The 15,725-nt window shown below is 68.2% G+C and carries 18 protein-coding genes; 8 read left to right on the top strand and 10 right to left on the bottom strand.

From position 1 onward, the window contains the following. Window positions 1–32 precede the first annotated feature (32 nt). The 4 genes from ilvC to miaA all read right to left on the bottom strand — a co-directional run bounded on the left by ilvC (window position 33) and on the right by miaA (window position 4,409). Complete coding sequence (gene ilvC, locus J2W22_RS12295) at window positions 33–1,052, bottom strand: ketol-acid reductoisomerase (RefSeq protein WP_307118540.1); 1,020 nt, start codon at window positions 1,050–1,052, stop codon at window positions 33–35. A 77-nt stretch (window positions 1,053–1,129) separates the two neighbouring features. Continuing rightward, window positions 1,130–1,645 carry an acetolactate synthase small subunit gene (gene ilvN / locus J2W22_RS12300; RefSeq protein ID WP_307118541.1) on the bottom strand — a complete coding sequence of 172 codons (516 nt, stop codon included), beginning with the start codon at window positions 1,643–1,645 and terminating at the stop codon, window positions 1,130–1,132. A gap of 4 nt (window positions 1,646–1,649) precedes the next feature. Further along, window positions 1,650–3,398 (bottom strand): acetolactate synthase 3 large subunit, encoded by a 1,749-nt coding sequence (locus J2W22_RS12305; protein WP_307118542.1) that lies wholly within the window; start codon window positions 3,396–3,398, stop codon window positions 1,650–1,652. Window positions 3,399–3,479: 81 nt separating this feature from the next. Continuing rightward, window positions 3,480–4,409, bottom strand: coding sequence for a tRNA (adenosine(37)-N6)-dimethylallyltransferase MiaA (miaA, locus tag J2W22_RS12310; protein WP_307118543.1), 930 nt, complete (start codon window positions 4,407–4,409; stop codon window positions 3,480–3,482). Here miaA and serB point away from each other — a divergent pair. Continuing rightward, a complete protein-coding gene (gene serB / locus J2W22_RS12315) occupies window positions 4,402–5,280 on the top strand; it encodes a phosphoserine phosphatase SerB (protein ID WP_307118544.1) in 879 nt (292 codons plus the stop codon). The two genes, miaA and serB, sit on opposite strands and share 8 nt — an antisense overlap. Before the next feature lie 161 nt (window positions 5,281–5,441). Beyond that, on the top strand, window positions 5,442–5,846 hold the full coding sequence (locus J2W22_RS12320) for an endonuclease domain-containing protein (protein WP_307118545.1): 405 nt from the start codon (window positions 5,442–5,444) through the stop codon (window positions 5,844–5,846). Between the two features lie 98 nt (window positions 5,847–5,944). Here the strand turns inward: J2W22_RS12320 and J2W22_RS12325 are convergent, their stop codons facing one another. The 3 genes from J2W22_RS12325 to J2W22_RS12335 all read right to left on the bottom strand — a co-directional run bounded on the left by J2W22_RS12325 (window position 5,945) and on the right by J2W22_RS12335 (window position 8,476). Next, complete coding sequence (locus J2W22_RS12325; protein WP_307118546.1) at window positions 5,945–6,640, bottom strand: DUF4336 domain-containing protein; 696 nt, start codon at window positions 6,638–6,640, stop codon at window positions 5,945–5,947. A gap of 28 nt (window positions 6,641–6,668) precedes the next feature. After that, window positions 6,669–7,460 (bottom strand): MipA/OmpV family protein, encoded by a 792-nt coding sequence (locus J2W22_RS12330; protein ID WP_307118547.1) that lies wholly within the window; start codon window positions 7,458–7,460, stop codon window positions 6,669–6,671. A 68-nt stretch (window positions 7,461–7,528) separates the two neighbouring features. Beyond that, entirely contained in the window at window positions 7,529–8,476 is a 948-nt protein-coding gene (locus J2W22_RS12335) for an SPOR domain-containing protein (RefSeq protein WP_307118548.1), read from the bottom strand. A gap of 176 nt (window positions 8,477–8,652) precedes the next feature. On the opposite strand from J2W22_RS12335, the gene J2W22_RS12340 reads away from it, so the two are divergent. From J2W22_RS12340 to J2W22_RS12360, 5 genes are all read left to right on the top strand, one after another. Then, window positions 8,653–9,366, top strand: a complete 714-nt coding sequence (locus J2W22_RS12340) for a ParA family protein (RefSeq protein WP_307118549.1) — start codon at window positions 8,653–8,655, stop codon at window positions 9,364–9,366. Beyond that, complete coding sequence (locus tag J2W22_RS12345; RefSeq protein ID WP_307118550.1) at window positions 9,366–9,929, top strand: hypothetical protein; 564 nt, start codon at window positions 9,366–9,368, stop codon at window positions 9,927–9,929. Before J2W22_RS12340 ends, J2W22_RS12345 begins: the two co-directional genes overlap by 1 nt. A gap of 11 nt (window positions 9,930–9,940) precedes the next feature. Beyond that, window positions 9,941–11,317 (top strand): SPOR domain-containing protein, encoded by a 1,377-nt coding sequence (locus tag J2W22_RS12350; RefSeq protein ID WP_307118551.1) that lies wholly within the window; start codon window positions 9,941–9,943, stop codon window positions 11,315–11,317. 141 nt (window positions 11,318–11,458) lie between these two features. Continuing rightward, complete coding sequence (locus tag J2W22_RS12355) at window positions 11,459–11,644, top strand: hypothetical protein (protein WP_307118552.1); 186 nt, start codon at window positions 11,459–11,461, stop codon at window positions 11,642–11,644. Continuing rightward, window positions 11,641–12,030, top strand: a complete 390-nt coding sequence (locus J2W22_RS12360; RefSeq protein ID WP_307118553.1) for a DUF1801 domain-containing protein — start codon at window positions 11,641–11,643, stop codon at window positions 12,028–12,030. The genes J2W22_RS12355 and J2W22_RS12360 overlap by 4 nt, the downstream gene beginning before the upstream one ends. 162 nt (window positions 12,031–12,192) lie before the next feature. On the opposite strand, the gene J2W22_RS12365 is transcribed toward J2W22_RS12360, so the two are convergent. Continuing rightward, the gene (locus J2W22_RS12365; RefSeq protein ID WP_307118554.1) at window positions 12,193–12,591 is read right to left on the bottom strand and encodes a hypothetical protein; all 399 of its coding nucleotides are present in this window, start codon (window positions 12,589–12,591) and stop codon (window positions 12,193–12,195) included. Between the two features lie 87 nt (window positions 12,592–12,678). On the opposite strand from J2W22_RS12365, the gene J2W22_RS12370 reads away from it, so the two are divergent. Continuing rightward, on the top strand, window positions 12,679–13,299 hold the full coding sequence (locus J2W22_RS12370) for a DJ-1/PfpI family protein (protein ID WP_307118555.1): 621 nt from the start codon (window positions 12,679–12,681) through the stop codon (window positions 13,297–13,299). Window positions 13,300–13,389: 90 nt separating this feature from the next. Here J2W22_RS12370 and J2W22_RS12375 read toward each other — a convergent pair whose 3' ends face one another. Together J2W22_RS12375 and J2W22_RS12380 are read right to left on the bottom strand one after the other, a co-directional pair. Further along, window positions 13,390–14,583 (bottom strand): dihydroorotase, encoded by a 1,194-nt coding sequence (locus J2W22_RS12375; protein WP_307118556.1) that lies wholly within the window; start codon window positions 14,581–14,583, stop codon window positions 13,390–13,392. Window positions 14,584–14,725: 142 nt separating this feature from the next. After that, a complete protein-coding gene (locus J2W22_RS12380) occupies window positions 14,726–15,715 on the bottom strand; it encodes an aspartate carbamoyltransferase catalytic subunit (RefSeq protein ID WP_307118557.1) in 990 nt (329 codons plus the stop codon). Between the last annotated feature and the right edge of the window lie 10 nt (window positions 15,716–15,725).

A 15,725-nucleotide genomic window follows, 5' to 3' on the forward strand; every position in this document is an offset into this window, starting at 1 on the left:
GCCGGCGCGCACCGCCGGCCCCGGCAAAGCGATTAGTTCTTGGTCTGATCGACGAGCTTGTTGGCGCCGATCCACGGCATCATCGCGCGCAGCTCGCTGCCGACCTGCTCGATCTGGTGACGCTTGGCGGCGATGCGGCTGGCCTTGAGCTCGGGCTGGCCGGCGCGGTTGTCGAGCACGAAGTCCTTCACGAAGCGGCCCGACTGGATGTCGGCGAGCACGCGCTTCATTTCCTTCTTGGTCTCTTCGGTGATGATGCGTGGGCCGGTCTTGATGTCACCATATTCGGCGGTGTTAGAGATCGAGTAGCGCATGTTGGCGATGCCGCCTTCATACATCAGATCGACGATCAGCTTGAGCTCGTGGAGGCACTCGAAATAGGCCATTTCCGGCGCGTAGCCGGCCTCGACCAGCGTCTCGAAGCCGGCCTGGACGAGCGCGGTGGCGCCGCCGCAGAGCACGGCCTGCTCGCCGAACAGGTCGGTCTCACATTCCTCGCGGAAATTGGTCTCGATGATGCCCGAACGTCCGCCGCCAACGCCCGAGGCATAGGCGAGGGCAATGTCATGCGCGTTGCCCGAGGCGTCCTGGTGGATTGCGATCAGGCAGGGCACGCCGCCGCCACGGGCATATTCGCTGCGCACGGTGTGGCCGGGGCCCTTGGGCGCGATCATGATCACGTCGATGTCGGTGGGGGCCTCGATCAGGCCGAAATGGATGTTGAGGCCGTGGGCGAAGGCGAGGGCGGCGCCGGGGCGCAGGTTGCCCTTGATGTCGTTCTCGTAGATCGCGGCCTGGTGCTCGTCCGGCGCGAGGATCATCAGGATGTCGGCCCAGGCGGCGGCTTCCTTGTTCGGCAGCACCTTGAAGCCGGCACCTTCCGCCTTGGCGGCCGAGGCCGAGCCGGGGCGCAGTGCGATCGCGACTTCCTTGACGCCGCTGTCGCGCAGGTTCTGCGCATGGGCATGGCCCTGCGAGCCATAGCCGAGGATGGCGATCTTCTTGTTCGAGATCAGGTTCAGATCGGCGTCGCGATCGTAGTAAACGCGCATTTGTTCAGTCCCACCTTATGTTGAGCGTGCGCCTGGCGCACGAGACCCCGGCTTTCGCCGGGGTGACGGTTATGATTTCAGGCCGCCTCGGCCCCTCTCGCAATCGCGACGATGCCGGTGCGGGCGACCTCGACCAGGCCGAGATCGCGCATCAGCTCGACGAACTTGTCCAGCTTCTCCACGCCGCCGGTGACTTCGAAGACGAAGCTCGAGGTGGTCGCGTCAACGACGCGGGCGCGGTAGACTTCGGCGAGGCGCAGCGCCTCGATCCGGTGCTCGCCGGTGCCCGACACCTTCACCAGCGCGAGCTCGCGCTCGACATGCGGGCCGAAGGCGGTGAGGTCGGTGACCTTGTGCACCGGCACCAGCCGCTCGAGCTGGGCGATGATCTGCTCCATCACCGGCGCCGAGGCGTGGGTGACGATGGTGATCCGGCTGATCAGGTCGTCGTCGCTGATCTCGGACACGGTGAGCGACGAGATGTTGTAGCCGCGCGCGGTGAACAGGCCGGCGATCCGGGCGAGGATGCCCGGCTCGTTGTCGACGATGACGGCGAGCGTGTGCCGCTCGACTGCTTCTTCCTTGATATGCATGGGTTCAGACCAGCGCCTTGGCTTCGTCGTCCATCTCGCCCGAGACTTCGGCCGATTGGAGCAGCATTTCGGTATGGGCGGCGCCCGACGGGATCATCGGGAAGCAGTTGGCGAGCTTGGCCACGCGGCAATCGACCACCACCGGCCCGTCATAGGCGAGCATCTCGGCGATGCCGGCGTCGAGCTGGTCGCGCGTCTCGATGCGGATGCCCTTCCAGCCATAGGCCTCGCCCAGCTTGACGAAGTCGGGAAGGGCGTCGCTGTAGCTCTCCGAATAGCGCGACTGGTAGGTCAGCTCCTGCCACTGGCGGACCATGCCCATATATTCGTTGTTCAAAATGAAGATCTTGACCGGCAGCCGGTACTGGGTCGCCGTGGCCAGCTCCTGGATGTTCATCTGGATCGAGGCTTCGCCGGCGATGTCGATGACCAGCCGGTCCGGATGGCCCAGCTGCGCGCCGATCGCGGCGGGAAGGCCATAGCCCATCGTCCCCAGGCCGCCCGAGGTGAGCCACTTGTTGGGGTCGTCGAAATGGAAGTGCTGGGCGGCCCACATCTGGTGCTGGCCGACCTCGGTGGTGATGATCGGGGCCTGGTCTTTCGTCGCTTCCCACAGCGCGCGGATGGCACGCTGGGGCATGATGACCTGGGGATCGCTCTCCTGGAAATCGAGGCAGCCGACATGGCGCCAGCCCTGGATGCGGTTCCACCATTCGGACAGGTCCGGACGGGGATGCCTGCGAAGTTGATACGCATCGATCATCGCCTGGATCGCCCGGCCGACGTCCGCCACGATGGGCAGATCGACGCGAACGTTCTTGTTGATGCTCGAGCGGTCGATATCGACGTGGATCTTTGCACTGTTGGGCGAGAAGGCATCGAGCCGGCCGGTGACGCGGTCGTCGAAACGGGCACCCAAAGCGATGATCAGGTCGGCCTGGTTCATCGCCATATTGGCTTCGTAGGTGCCGTGCATCCCCAGCATTCCCAGCCACTTGTCGTCCGAGGCGGGGAAGGCACCGAGGCCCATCAGCGTCGAGGTGACCGGCGCGCCGGTGAGCTCGGCGAGCTCGCGCAACAGGCGTGACGCTTCGGGACCGGAATTGATGATGCCGCCGCCGGTGTAGAAGATCGGGCGCTCGGCCGCGGCCAGCATGTCGACCGCCTTCTCGATCGCGGCCGCATCGGGCTCGGTCTGCGGGCGATAGGTCTTGTGCGAGATCGGCGTGTTCTCGCCGCGCCGGGCGGTGGCGACCTGGACGTCCTTGGGGATGTCGATCACGACCGGGCCGGGGCGGCCCGAGGTGGCGATGTAGAAGGCCTCGCGGATCGTCGGCTCGAGCCGGGCGGGATCCTTCACCAGGTAATTATGCTTCGAGCAGTGGCGGGTGATGCCGACCGTGTCCGCTTCCTGGAACGCATCGGTGCCGATCAGCGCGGTGGGGACCTGGCCGGTGATGACGACCATCGGGATCGAATCCATCAGCGCATCGGTGATCCCGGTGACCGCATTGGTCGCGCCCGGGCCCGAGGTGACGAGGACGACGCCCGGCTTGCCGGTGGCGCGGGCATAGCCCTCCGCCGCGTGGGTCGCCGCCTGCTCGTGGCGGACCAGGATGTGCTTGATCTTCTCCTGCTTGAAGATCGCATCATAGATCGGAAGCACCGCGCCGCCCGGATAGCCGAACACGACTTCCACACCGAGATCGCTCAGCGTCTCGATCAGGATGTCTGCTCCACTCTTCTCGGTCACAATCGGCCTCCGTTTGTTGCGGTGCAGGAAACACCGCCGAAGGGCGCTGCTACCCGCACGAAAACTACGCGTCAAGCCGTACTATAGTAATTTTGTTTCGAATCCTTCAAGGAGTCTGTTCGTTTGTGTCTCATCCGTGCGCTCCCATTCAGGCGGGGGCTGGCGGCGGAACCAGGTGTACTGTCGCTTGGCGTATTGGCGCGTGGCGAGCGAGCCGGCGAAATGCGCCTCGTCGAGGTTGCTCTCGCCCGAGAGCGCGAGGCCGATCTCGCGCACCCCGATCGCGCGGAGCACGGGCGCGTCGTCGGGCACGTCGGTGCGGGCGAGCAGAGCCTCGACCTCTCCTTGCGCGACCTTGACCATGTGGCGGAAGCGGCGGTCGATCCGGTCGGCGAGCCAGGTCTTGTCGGGCAGCAGGATCGTCGCGGCGATGCGGACCTCGGTGTGGATCCCGCCATGCCGCTCGGCCTGCCACTCGCCGAGCGACTTGCCGGTGGAGCGGACCACCTCGAGCGCGCGCGAGACGCGGGCGGTGTCGGCAGGCTTGAGGCGGGCGGCGGTCGCGGGATCGAGCCGCGACAGCTCGGCATGCGCATCGGCGACCGCAAGCGACCGGACCTCGGCACGGATGATCGAATCGATCTCGGGCACGGGCGCGATGCCCTCGACCAGGGTGCGCAGGTACATGCCGGTGCCGCCGACCAGGATGGGGAGGCGGGAGTCCTTGTGGGCTTCCTGGATAGCCGCTCGGGCCTCGGCCGCCCAGCGCGCGGCGGAATAGGCCTCGGCGCCGTCGACATGGCCGAACAGACGGTGTGGGGCGCGCTTCTCTTCCTCGACCGGGGGGCGGGCGGTGAGGATGCGGAGATCGGCATAGACCTGCATCGAGTCCGCATTGATCACGGTGCCGTTGTGCCTTTCGGCGAGCGCGAGGGCGAGCGCGGACTTGCCGCTCGCGGTCGGCCCTGCGATGAGCGCCACCAAAGGCAGGTCAGGGGATCCGATGTTCATTGCGACGCTTATAGCAGATGGTCTGGCCGCAGGGCAGCTTTCGGAAGCGGGTGACCGGTTGGCTTCGGTGCATTGCGGTCCGGGAAGCAGGCGCTGGATCGACGAGGGGCGCGCGGCGGACCTGGCGTTCGCGATGCATCCGGACGCGGCGCGCGGGGCGCTGGAGGGCGCGTTTCCCTCTATCGATATCGTGGTGCAGCCGGCCGAGGGGCGGGCGAAGAAGCTGCTGGTGGCGGACATGGACTCGACGATGATCACCGTCGAGTGCATCGATGAGCTGGCCGACTATGCCGGTATCAAGGCGCAGATCGCCGAGGTGACCGAGCGGGCGATGCGCGGCGAGCTGGACTTCGGCGCGGCCCTGGATGCGCGGGTGGCGTTGCTGAAGGGGCTGTCCGAAAGCGCGATCGAGCAGTGCCTGGCCGAGCGGGTTCGGCTGATGCCGGGGGCGAAGGCACTGGTGCAGACGATGCGGGCGTGGGGCGCGACCTGCGTGCTGGTCTCGGGCGGGTTCACGCGGTTCGCCGAGCCGGTGGGCGCGGAGATCGGGTTCAACTACGCGATCGCCAATCGGCTGGGCATTGTGGATGGGAAGCTTACGGGATTGGTCAAGAAGCCGATCGTCGATAGCTCGACGAAGGAGAACGTGCTGCGCTCTGAACGGCATGAGTATCGCTTAGCCCATCACGAGACGCTGGCGGTGGGCGACGGCGCCAACGACCTGGCGATGATCCGCGAGGCGGGGCTGGGGGTGGCCTATCACGCGAAACCGATCGTGGCGGCGGCTGCCGGCGCGCGGGTGGACCATGGAGATTTGACCGCGCTGCTCTATGCGCAGGGGATTGCGCGGGGGGATTGGGTAGCTGGGTAGAAGAAGAAGGCCCTCACCCAACCCTCTCCCGCGAAGGCGGGAGAGGGCTTGAGGTGGCGAGGAGAGGATTTCACTACTCGTTGCGGCGCCAGGTGTACGCTGGGGACACAGTCGCCAGCCAAGTCTGTCTCATAGCCCTCTCCCGCTTTCGCGGGAGAGGGTTGGGTGAGGGCACTTCTTCTTGTATCTTCATGGCCATGCAGGGGCCTGTTCGCCGAAAGACGAATCCATATGCAGCCCGCCTTCGCAAGGAGGCGACGGAGGCGGAAAGCCGGCTATGGGCGCATCTGCGCAACCGTCAGCTCGGTGGGTTCAAGTTCCGCTTCCAAGCTTCGATAGGGCCTTACAGCGTCGACTTTCTATGCACGGAGACTGCGCTAGTCGTCGAAGTCGATGGCAGCCAGCACAATGAGGATGTCGATCGTGTACGCACGCGGTTCATCGAAGCGGAGGGGCATCGCGTCCTTCGCTTTTGGAACAATGAGGTCTTTGAGAATCTCGATGGGGTGCTGCTGACGATCAAGGCCGCTTGCGAGGCGCGGACCTGGCGAGAGGTTGAAGAGTAGGAACGAGGGGTTGAAGAGTAAGAAGAAGTGCCCTCACCCAACCCTCTCCCGCAAAAGCGGGAGAGGGCTAGAAAGAAGACAGGGCCGGCCCACCCGCCCTAAACCCCCAGCCATTTAAAGGCGCGGGCGGTCACCGCCTGCGCGTCCCGTGCCACCGGCGCGCCGTGGGCCATCACCAGTTGCTCGGCCGGCCAGTCGAGGATGCGGCGCACCGCGGCGCGGGCGGCGCGGCGGTCGGCGAAGGCGTAGCGGAACTTGCGGGGGACCTGGGGCTCGGCCGCGGTCATTCCGTCGAGCCGGGCGACGAGCGCGCGCCAGCCGGTGAACCAGCCGCGCGGGAAATGCTGGATCAGGTCGGTGAACAACAGGGTGCAGCTCGGGCGGTGGAAGAAGGCCAGCTCGGTCGTGATCCGGTTGCCCGGGATCACGACCTGGCCGATATCGGCGCTCCACGGAAAATCGCTTTCGTCGAGGTCCCGGCCGAAGCGCAATTCGGGATGGCGCCCGGCGAGCCCCGGCGGGGCGTGGAGCCCGGCTTGCGGCCAGGCCCGCTGCCATTCGCCGAGGAACCGATCGTGGAGCGTGTTGGGCGCGACGAGGTAACGCACCTCGCCAAGGGCTTCGACGGCGCTTCGCAGCGCATCCGAAAGCGCGACGGGCGACCAGAGGAACAGCAGATCGCCGGGCAGCCGGATGACGGCCATCCGCGTGGGATAGCGGAAGCCGGCGACTTCCACGACCGGGCCGTCTGCCAGCCAAATCTCCTTGCCGAAGGGAATTAGTGCACTTGCCATCGCTGCACGCTCCCCGGGCTCGAGACCGCTACCGCACGCCCTTGCCGAAAGTGAAGCTGAGCCCCAGCCCGCCGGAGAGCTGGTCGCGGGTGCCGAGCGAACCATGGGTGAGGGGGCTGTCGGCGCCGTCGCCGGTCAGGCGGTCGTAGCGGGCATAGCCGTACAGGCCCCAATGCTTGCTGAACTGCCAGGTGGTGGTGCTGCTCACGCCGAGCGCGCTCACCGCGCTGCCATCGGAGCGGTAGACGGGCAGGCCGGTGCGGGCAGCCGCGCCGGGCGAGACATCGAAATAGGCGCGACGGTATTTGGTGTCGGACAAAGTCACGCGCGGGCCGATCGAGACCAGCCATTTGTCGTCGTCGCGCATCACATAGTCGAGCCCGGCGCTGCCGATCAGGCCCTTGTGGCCGTTGACACCCTTGCGCAGCTCGGTGTGGAGGCGGAGCGACCTGGCCAGCCAATATTGCGCATAGCCGCCGAGCTCGACCGTGGTGCCGACCTCGTCGATCGCGGCGTGCGATTCCCTGCGCTTGCGCGAGCCCTGGAAGTTCGCGGCGGGGCCGAATTCGAACCCGCCGGTCTTGAGCACCGGGAAGCCGAAGCTGTCATCCGCGGCCTCGAAGGCGAAAGGCTCGTCGCCGCGGGCGATCGCGACATCGACCAGCGGGCTGAGCTGGATCTGGTCCGAACCCGGATAATTGGGCGAGACCTGCGGGCCGAGCGAGATGCGATAGCGCTTGGGCGGCTTGCTCTCCTCCTCCTGCGCATGGGCGGGGAAGGCGAGCGCGAGGAGCGGTGCGAGCGCAAGGAAGCGATACATGACGCCCCTAACGCCACGATCCGGGATTTGTTGCAACTGCGATATGACCGGAGTGGGGGGATTTGCGGCTAGTTGCTCACCGGCACGCAGGGGCTGACGCCGCGGCAGGCGCCTGCGGCATCGGCGCGGCTGGCAAACGGGCCGACCAGCACCTTGGTGAGGTTGCCCGACTTCACATAGGCGACCGAGCGGCCCGGGAAGCGGCCGCCGACCTGGCTCCACAGCTTGCGGGCATTGCCGGGATCGCCGAACGCGCCGAGCTGGAGGCGCCAGCCGCCGTCGCGGATCGCAGGGCCGGCCGGGGCAGGGGCAGGACTGGTGCGGACGGGCACGGGGGTCGGGCCCGGCGTGGTGCGGGGCGGGGTGCGGATCGGAGTGGGGCGCGGCGGCTGGGCGCTCGCGACCTCGACCGGCGGGCGGTCGGTGCCGGGCAGCGGCGCGCGGTTGGCCTCCTGCTCATATTTGCGCGCGAGGGTGAGGGCCGCCTGGCGGTCCTGCACGGACATGTACTTGTCCATCTGGGCGAGCGCGCCCGAGGCCTCGGCCAGGCCCGACTGGGAGGAGCGGGTGACCAGCGCATAGGCGCGCACCCAGTCCTTCGGGACGGCATCGCCGTTGAAGTACATCGTGCCGAGCACATACTGGGCGCGGGGATCGCCGCGGCCGGCGGCGCGCTGCAGCCAGGGTGCCGCCTTGTCGCGCCTGCCATTGGCGAAGAGGGCGAGGCCGTAGCTCGCCTCGGCCTGCTCATGGCCCTGGGCGGCGGCCTTGCCATACCAGGCCTCGGCCTGGTCGAGATCGGCGGGCACGCCGCGGCCGAGCTTATAAGCCTGGCCGAGGTTGAACTGGGCGTCGGCATCGCCTTTCAGCGCCGGGCTGCGCCAGCGATCGACGGCAGCCTTGTAGTCGCCGCGCTCCCAGGCCTCGACCCCGGCCTTGACCGGGTTTTCCTGTGCGAGCGCAAGCGGGGCGGCGAGTGCGATCCCCGCAGCAGCGATCAACCCAAGAAGCTTCATGCGACCTTCGACTCCCACCCCGGCAAGATTGGATAAATGCCCGTTTACCATCCTTTGGGAAAGAAATCCTTAGCCCGATGTCCTCAGGGGAATCCCGGGGCGGAACGCCGTTAACGCATTCTTAGACGACCGCATGGCATCTCCACCCTCGGGTAACTGGTATTTCGAGGGGGTTCATGCGCGTTCTCGCGATGGCATCGCAGAAGGGCGGATCCGGCAAGACGACCTTGTCGGGCCATCTGGCCGTTCAGGCGGAAAGGGCCGGCTGTGGCCCGGTCGTGCTGATCGACATCGATCCGCAGGGCTCGCTCGCGGACTGGTGGAACGAGCGCGAGACGGACCTGCCGGCTTTTGCGCAGACCACGGTCGCGCGGCTCGCATCCGATCTCGAAATTCTTCGCCAGCAGGGATTCAAGCTGGCGGTGATCGACACGCCGCCGGCGATCACCATGGCGATCCAGAGCGTGATCGCGGTGGCCGAGCTGATCGTCATCCCGACCCGCCCGAGCCCGCACGACCTGCGCGCCGTGGGCGCCACGGTCGATCTGTGCGAGCGCGCGGGCAAGCCGCTGATCTTCGTGGTCAACGCCGCGACCCCCAAGGCGCGGATCACCAGCGAAGCCGCGGTGGCGCTGTCGCAGCACGGCACCGTCGCGCCGATCACGCTGCATCACCGCACCGATTTCGCCGCCTCGATGATCGATGGCCGCACCGTGATGGAAGTCGATCCCAAGGGCCGCTCGGCCGCCGAGGTCGAGGCGCTGTGGACCTATATCAACGACCGGCTCGAGAAGAACTTCCGCCGCACCGTGTTCGCGGCGCCGACCCCGGTCAACCAGTTCGGCGCGCCGCGCGCCAATGGCGGCTTCGGCCGCAGGGTGGTGAGCTGATGTTCGGCACCCCCAAGCCCACCGCCTCGCTCTCCTCGAGCCTGCTCGCCCGCAAGGGCCAGGCGCGCCCGGCGATGCGCCCCCAGGGTTTCGTCGGGCTCAACCCGGCGACCGCCCAGGAAGATCTCGGCTGGAACGACATGGGCGACGATGCCGCGCATGCCGCGCATGTGCAGCAGTTCGCGCCCGAGCCGCAGCCGATCCAGCACCCGGTGCCCAAGCCGCAGGTGCTGCGCCAGATCGAGCAGCTCGACGAGCGGTTCAGCAAGCCCGAGCCGGTCGCCGCGCCGCAGCCCGAGCCGGCGCCTGCGCCCGCCCCGGTGGCGAAGCGCCAGGCGCTGCCGCCGGTGACTGCCGAGCGGCTCGCCCGGGAAGTGGCCAAGAAATCGAAGGCGGCGTTCACGCTCCGCCTCGACAATGACCGGCATCTGCGCCTGCGCCTCGCATCAGCGGTCACCAATCGTTCGGCGCAGCAGATCGTGACCGAGGCGCTCGACGCCTTTCTCGAATCGCTGACCGAGGTCGAGGCGCTCGCGCGCCAGGTCCCGGCCGGGAACCGTTGAAGGAACGGATGATGAAGACCCGTAGCAAGCTCGTGATCGGCCTGTCGGCACTCTGTGCCGGCGGCACGCTGGCAGCCGGCATCGCCACCCAGGGCTTCGCGCTCTCGGCCTTCGCGACCGACGCGCCCAACGCCAAGAAGGCGGCGCAGGAAGCCGGTGCGGCGCGCAAGGCGATCGCCAAGCGCAAGGCCGGCGACGCGGTCGCCCATGCCGAGGCCGCGGTGGCGAACGATCCGCAGAATGCCGAGTATCGCGCGCTGCTCGGCCAGGCCTATCTGCTCGCCGGCCGCTTCGCCTCGGCGAATCAGGCGCTGGGCGATGCGCTGACGCTCAACCCGGGCGACGGCCGCGTGGCGTTGAACCAGGTGCTCGCCAAGATCGCCGGCGGCGACTGGGCGGGTGCGCGGGCGATGCTTGACAGCCATCAGGATACGATCCCCGCTGCGGATCGCGGCCTGGCCTTCGCGCTGGCCGGCGATCCGGTGAAGGCCGTGGAGATCCTCGGCCCGGCCGCACGCGCCGAGGACGCCACTGCCAAGACCCGCCAGAACCTCGCGCTCGCGCTCGCGCTCTCGGGCCGCTGGGCCGAGGCCAAGCAGGTTGCCTCGGTCGACGTCGCGCCGGACCAGATCAGCGCGCGGATGCTGCAATGGGTGAACTTCGCCCGCCCGACCAACGCCTATGACCAGGTCGCCGCGCTGCTCAACGTCACGCCGGTGCAGGATGCCGGCCAGCCGGTGCGCCTGGCGCTCGCCCAGCAGAACGTGATGCTCGCCGCCGCCGCGACCCAGCCGGTGCAGACCGTGCCGGCGCAGGATGCGGTCGACACCTATATGCCGGGCGTGCCCGCCAATGCCGAGGCGGTTGCCGCCGAGGCGAGCGTCGCGGCGCCCGCCGCCGAAGCCGCTCCGGTCGCCCTGGCCGAAGCCGCGCCGGTGGCCGGCACCAATGCCGGTGTCGTGTTCGGCCCGCGTGCGGAAGTGGTGCAGACCGTCCCGGTCGCCGCGGTCCGCGTGCCCGCAGCCGCCAAGGCTTCGCTGAGCGCCCGCGCGCCTGCCCCGATCGAGAAGGCGGCCACCGCCAAGCCGTCGCGCGGCAATTTCTATGTGCAGCTCGGCGCCTATGTGAGCCCGGCGGTGGCGCGCGATGCGTGGAACCGCATGGACGACCGCGTGCCGGCGCTGGCCAGCCAGACCCCGTACGGCGCCAAGGTCTCGACCAAGGCGGGCAATTTCTATCGCCTGTCGGTCGGCGGCTATGACCGCAGCGGCGCCACCGCGCTGTGCCAGCAGATCAAGGCCAGCGGCCAGACCTGCTTCGTCCGCGCCGGTGCGGGCGACGCGACCGCCGCCTGGGTGAAGCCGGGCGTGCGCATGGCTTCGCGCTGACGAATTTTCCCACTCCCATCGGGAAATAGGAAAGGCCGGGGCGGCGACGCTCCGGCCTTTTTCGTGCGCGCTTGACGAACGCATAACTGGTTGGTTATGGGAATGCATAGCCGAACGGTTATGCATTTGAGGGAGAGTGTCATGCTACGTCAGGTCCACCGCTGGAGCGGCTTCATCTTCAGCATCATGGCGATCGTGAACATCGTCGCGGTGATCCTGCAGGCCAATGCGCAGTGGCTCGGGCTGCTCGCGGTGGCGCCGCTGCTGGTGCTGCTGCCGACGGGGCTCTACATGTTCGCTCGGCCCTATTTCGCGAGGAACGCATGAGCGAGGAAAAGACCGCAGCCGAGCAGATCGACGCCCGCATCGCGGCGCTGGACGACTGGCGCGGCGAGACGCTCGCCCGGGTGCGCGCGATCATCCACGAGGCCGATCCCGAGGTGGCGGAGACGTGGAAGTGGCGCGGCGTGCCGGTGTGGGAGCATGCCGGGATTATCTGCACCGGCGAGACCTACAAGGCGGCAGTGAAGCTGACCTTCGCCAAGGGGGCGGCGCTCAGCGATCCGAGCGGCCTGTTCAATTCGAGCCTGGACGGGAATGTGCGGCGGGCGATCGACATCCATGAGGGCGAGGCGATCGATGCCGAGGCGCTCAAGGCGCTGATCCGCGAGGCGGTGGCGGCGAATCTGGTGAAGCCGGCGCGGGGGAAGTAGGGCCTTCTTCTCCCCTCCCTGCAAGGGAAGGGCCGGGGGTGGGTTGCGAGCGTAGCGAGCCCAACGAGCCGTTGGCCGAAAACAGGAAAGGCCGGGCATCGAGCCCGACCTTTCCTAACCCACCCCTAACCCCTCCCTTGCAGGGAGGGGAATGTAGAGGCTTCACCGCCGCCGCGCTGCGTCTGCCTCGTCATAGGCGGCGCCGATCCGGCGGCGGAATCCTGCGAAGCCGGCCTCGCGGGATGCGCGTTTGATGCAGGCTGCGGCGATCGGTTCGAGGGCGGGGATGTCCTGCCGCGCGATCGCGACGGCCTGGCGTGCCTCCGGCGTCTCGAGCGCGCCTTTCGGTACGCGCTGGCTGTACCAGGAGTTGCCGACGAAGAAGGTGCGACGCTGCTCGGCGGGGGCATTGGTGCGCTCGGCATTCTGGCCGGCAACGCTGAGTGCCGCTGCGCAGTGGAGCTTGTTCTTCGGGTTCAGGCCATCGGCCTGGGCCGAGGTGCAACTCGCCACGAGCAGCGCGCCCATGACCAGTACCGGAATGTTTATAGGAATAGCCATGGCATTGCCTAGGCCGGCGCCGATTAAGGCATGGTTGCGCCGCGCACCGCCTGATAGGGCGGACGACAGGTTCATGGGAGGTTCCAGGTGCAGATCGCGGTGCTGACGTTCGACGGGTTCAACGAGCTCGACAGCTTCGTCGCGGCGGGGATCCTCAACCGGATGAAGGCGAAGGGCTGGGCGGCGTACATCACCTGCCCGAGCGAGCAGGTCACTTCGATGAACGGGGTGACGATCAGCCGGCAGAAGCCGCTCGAATTCGCTGCCGAGGCGGATGCGGTGCTGATCGGCAGCGGCATCCGCACGCGCGAGATCGCCGCCGATGCCGAGCTGCTCGCGCGGATCCGGCTCGATCCGGCGCGCCAGCTGATCGGGGCGCAATGCTCGGGCACCTTGCTGCTGGCGAAGCTGGGGCTGATCGGATCGCTGCCGGCCTGCACGGACCTGACCACCAAGCCCTGGGTGATCGAGGCGGGCGTCGAAGTGATCGACGCGCCGTTCGTGGCGCATGGCAATGTCACGACGGCAGGCGGGTGCCTGGCCTCGCAGTACCTGGCGAGCTGGCTGATCGCGCGCGGGGCGTCGTTGGAGGATGCCCGGGCGGCGATCCATTATGTCGCGCCGGTGGGGGAGAAGGAATTGTACGTCGAGCGGGCGATGGGGGTGATCGGGGCGTTTGTCGGGGCTGGCGAGAGGGCCGCCGCTTAACCGTCATCCCGGCGAAAGCCGGGATCTCGTGCGGCTCATTCCCGCCGCCCGCGCCTTCGCCTGAGATCCCGGCTTTCGCCGGGATGACGATCAGGCCTCGATCTCCCGCCCGCCCTTGAACACGCGGTGGACCTTGCCCTGGACCGGCAGCGTGTCGAATGGGGTGTTGCCCGCGCGGGCCTTCATCTTCGTGGCGTCGATCACCCAGGGCGTGTCGGGCGCGAACAGGATGAAGTCGGCGGGCTTGCCCGGGGCGAGCGTGCCGGCGTCGAGGCCGAGGACGCGCGCCGGGTTGGCGGCGAGCAGCTCGAACAGCCGCTCCATGCCGATCAGCCCCTCGCGGACGAGGCCGAGCGAGAGCGCGAGCAGCGTCTCGGCGCCTGACATGCCTTCATCGGCGTCGATGAAGGGCAGGCGCTTGCCTTCGGGGCCGCGCGGATCATGGCCCGAGGCGATGACGTCGATCGTGCCGTCGGCCAGCGCGGCGCGGACCGCCTGGCGGTCGCTGTCGCTGCGCAGCGGCGGCGAGAGACGGGCATAGGTGCGGTAGTCGCTGATATCGATGTCCGACAGCAGCCAGTGCGCCGGGGTGACGCCGCAGGTGACCCGTACGCCGCGGCGCTTGGCCTGGCGGATCAGGTCGAGGCCGGCGGCAGTAGTGACCTGGCGGAAATGGATGGCCGCGCCGGTATCCTCGGCAAGCATCGTGTCGCGGGCGATCGCCAGCGCCTCGGCGATGGCCGGGGCCGCGGCGAGGCCCAGGAGCGTGGCGGTGAGGCCTTCGGTGGCGACTGCGTCGCGTGCCAGATTGCCGTCCTCGGCATGGGCGATGACGGTGAGGCCGCAGTCCTTGGCATAGGCGAGGACCTTGCGCATCACGCCGGCGTCGGCGATCCAGCGGCGGCCGGTGGCGACGGCCTTGGCGCCGGCCGAGGCGTTGATCGCCATCTCGGCAAGGTCGGTGCCCTGCAGCCCGCGCGTGGCGGCGGCGAGGGGGTGGACCCACAGGTCGGGCTTGCCCATCAGCGCGGCGCGGCGAATGATGCCGGGATCGTCGAGGATCGGCGACTGATCGGGCATCAGCCCGACGCGAGTGATGCCGCCGGCGCGGCAGGCGGCGCGGTCGACCGCGAACACGCCGAGATCGATGATGCCGGGGGCGAGGTGCAGGCCGCCGCCGTCGATGGTCTCGGAGTTCGTGGTGTCGGTGGTGATGGTTTCGCCGGAGAAGGCGAAGCTGGTGGCGCCGCCGAGGACTTTGACGTTTTCAAATAGACGGGTCACTCGGCAATTCCTTCGGCGTTCCAATTACCCTCGTCATCCCCGCGAAGGCGGGGATCCAGGGTTACTGAGGACGTCGCTTTGTTACCCTGGATCCCCGCCTTCGCGGGGATGACGGGGCGGGGTGACGGCGGGAGGAGGTGGTTCATGCCCAGCCCTCCACGCCGCGTTCGGCTCTTGTCAGCACGTCGAGGCAGGCCATGCGGACCGCCACGCCCATCTCGACCTGCTCGGTGATCGCGCTGCGCTCCGGATGGTCGGCGATCGCGCTGTCGATCTCGACGCCGCGGTTCATCGGGCCGGGGTGCATGACCAGGGCATCCTCCCTGGCGCGGGCCAGCCGCTCGGGCGTGAGGCCGTAGCGGGCGTGGAACTCGCGGGTCGACGGGATGAAGCCGCCGGCCATGCGCTCGTTCTGGACGCGGAGCATCATCACGACATCGGCGCCTTCAAGTGCGGCGTCGAAATCGGTGAAGGGGGTGACGTAGAGCCCCTCGATCGCCGGGGGCATCAGCGTGGAGGGCGCGACGACGCGGACCTCGGCGCCGAGTGCGGTGAGCGCCAGCATGTTCGAGCGGGCGACGCGGCTGTGGAGCAGGTCGCCGCAGATCACCACGCGCTGGCCGGCCACCGAGCCGCGACGGCGGCGGATCGTCAGCGCGTCGAGCAGCGCCTGGGTGGGATGCTCGTGCCAGCCGTCGCCGGCGTTGAGCACCGGGCAATCAACCTTGTCGGCGATCAGCTGGACCGCGCCCGAGGCCATGTGGCGGATGACGATCACATCGGCGCGCATGGCGTTGAGCGTCACCGCGGTGTCGATCAGCGTCTCGCCCTTCTTCACCGAGCTTTGCGCGGCATGCATGTTGACCACGTCGGCGCCCAGCCGCTTGCCCGCGATCTCGAAGGAGAGGAGCGTGCGGGTGCTGTTCTCGAAGAACGCGTTGATCTGGGTGATGCCCTCCAGCCGGCGGTCGCTGCGCGCGCGCGTCCGGTTCGCTTCGATCCATTGTTCCGCCTCGTCGAGCAGGAACATGATCTCATGGGGCTGAAGGCCCGCAATGCCGGTGAGGTGCCGGTGCGGGAAGACGGCGCGGCCCTGTATCTGGGCCGCGGGGCGATGATCTGAAGCTTGCATTAAAGCCGTC

Origin of the sequence: Sphingomonas kyeonggiensis, from assembly GCF_030812785.1 — a bacterium.
In the GTDB taxonomy this organism is placed as follows: domain Bacteria; phylum Pseudomonadota; class Alphaproteobacteria; order Sphingomonadales; family Sphingomonadaceae; genus Sphingomonas; species Sphingomonas kyeonggiensis_B.

Bases quoted from the DNA above. Each gene is read 5' to 3' on its own strand.
- ilvC (WP_307118540.1), bottom strand. From the start codon at position 1,052: ATGCGCGTTTACTACGATCGCGACGCCGATCTGAACCTGATCTCGAAC.
- ilvN (WP_307118541.1), bottom strand. From the start codon at position 1,645: ATGCATATCAAGGAAGAAGCAGTCGAGCGGCACACGCTCGCCGTCATC.
- serB (WP_307118544.1), top strand. From the start codon at position 4,402: ATGTTCATTGCGACGCTTATAGCAGATGGTCTGGCCGCAGGGCAGCTT.
- miaA (WP_307118543.1), bottom strand. From the start codon at position 4,409: ATGAACATCGGATCCCCTGACCTGCCTTTGGTGGCGCTCATCGCAGGG.
- J2W22_RS12325 (WP_307118546.1), bottom strand. From the start codon at position 6,640: ATGGCAAGTGCACTAATTCCCTTCGGCAAGGAGATTTGGCTGGCAGAC.
- J2W22_RS12330 (WP_307118547.1), bottom strand. From the start codon at position 7,460: ATGTATCGCTTCCTTGCGCTCGCACCGCTCCTCGCGCTCGCCTTCCCC.
- J2W22_RS12335 (WP_307118548.1), bottom strand. From the start codon at position 8,476: ATGAAGCTTCTTGGGTTGATCGCTGCTGCGGGGATCGCACTCGCCGCC.
- J2W22_RS12340 (WP_307118549.1), top strand. From the start codon at position 8,653: ATGCGCGTTCTCGCGATGGCATCGCAGAAGGGCGGATCCGGCAAGACG.
- J2W22_RS12345 (WP_307118550.1), top strand. From the start codon at position 9,366: ATGTTCGGCACCCCCAAGCCCACCGCCTCGCTCTCCTCGAGCCTGCTC.
- J2W22_RS12350 (WP_307118551.1), top strand. From the start codon at position 9,941: ATGAAGACCCGTAGCAAGCTCGTGATCGGCCTGTCGGCACTCTGTGCC.
- J2W22_RS12355 (WP_307118552.1), top strand. From the start codon at position 11,459: ATGCTACGTCAGGTCCACCGCTGGAGCGGCTTCATCTTCAGCATCATG.
- J2W22_RS12360 (WP_307118553.1), top strand. From the start codon at position 11,641: ATGAGCGAGGAAAAGACCGCAGCCGAGCAGATCGACGCCCGCATCGCG.
- J2W22_RS12365 (WP_307118554.1), bottom strand. From the start codon at position 12,591: ATGGCTATTCCTATAAACATTCCGGTACTGGTCATGGGCGCGCTGCTC.
- J2W22_RS12380 (WP_307118557.1), bottom strand. From the start codon at position 15,715: ATGCAAGCTTCAGATCATCGCCCCGCGGCCCAGATACAGGGCCGCGCC.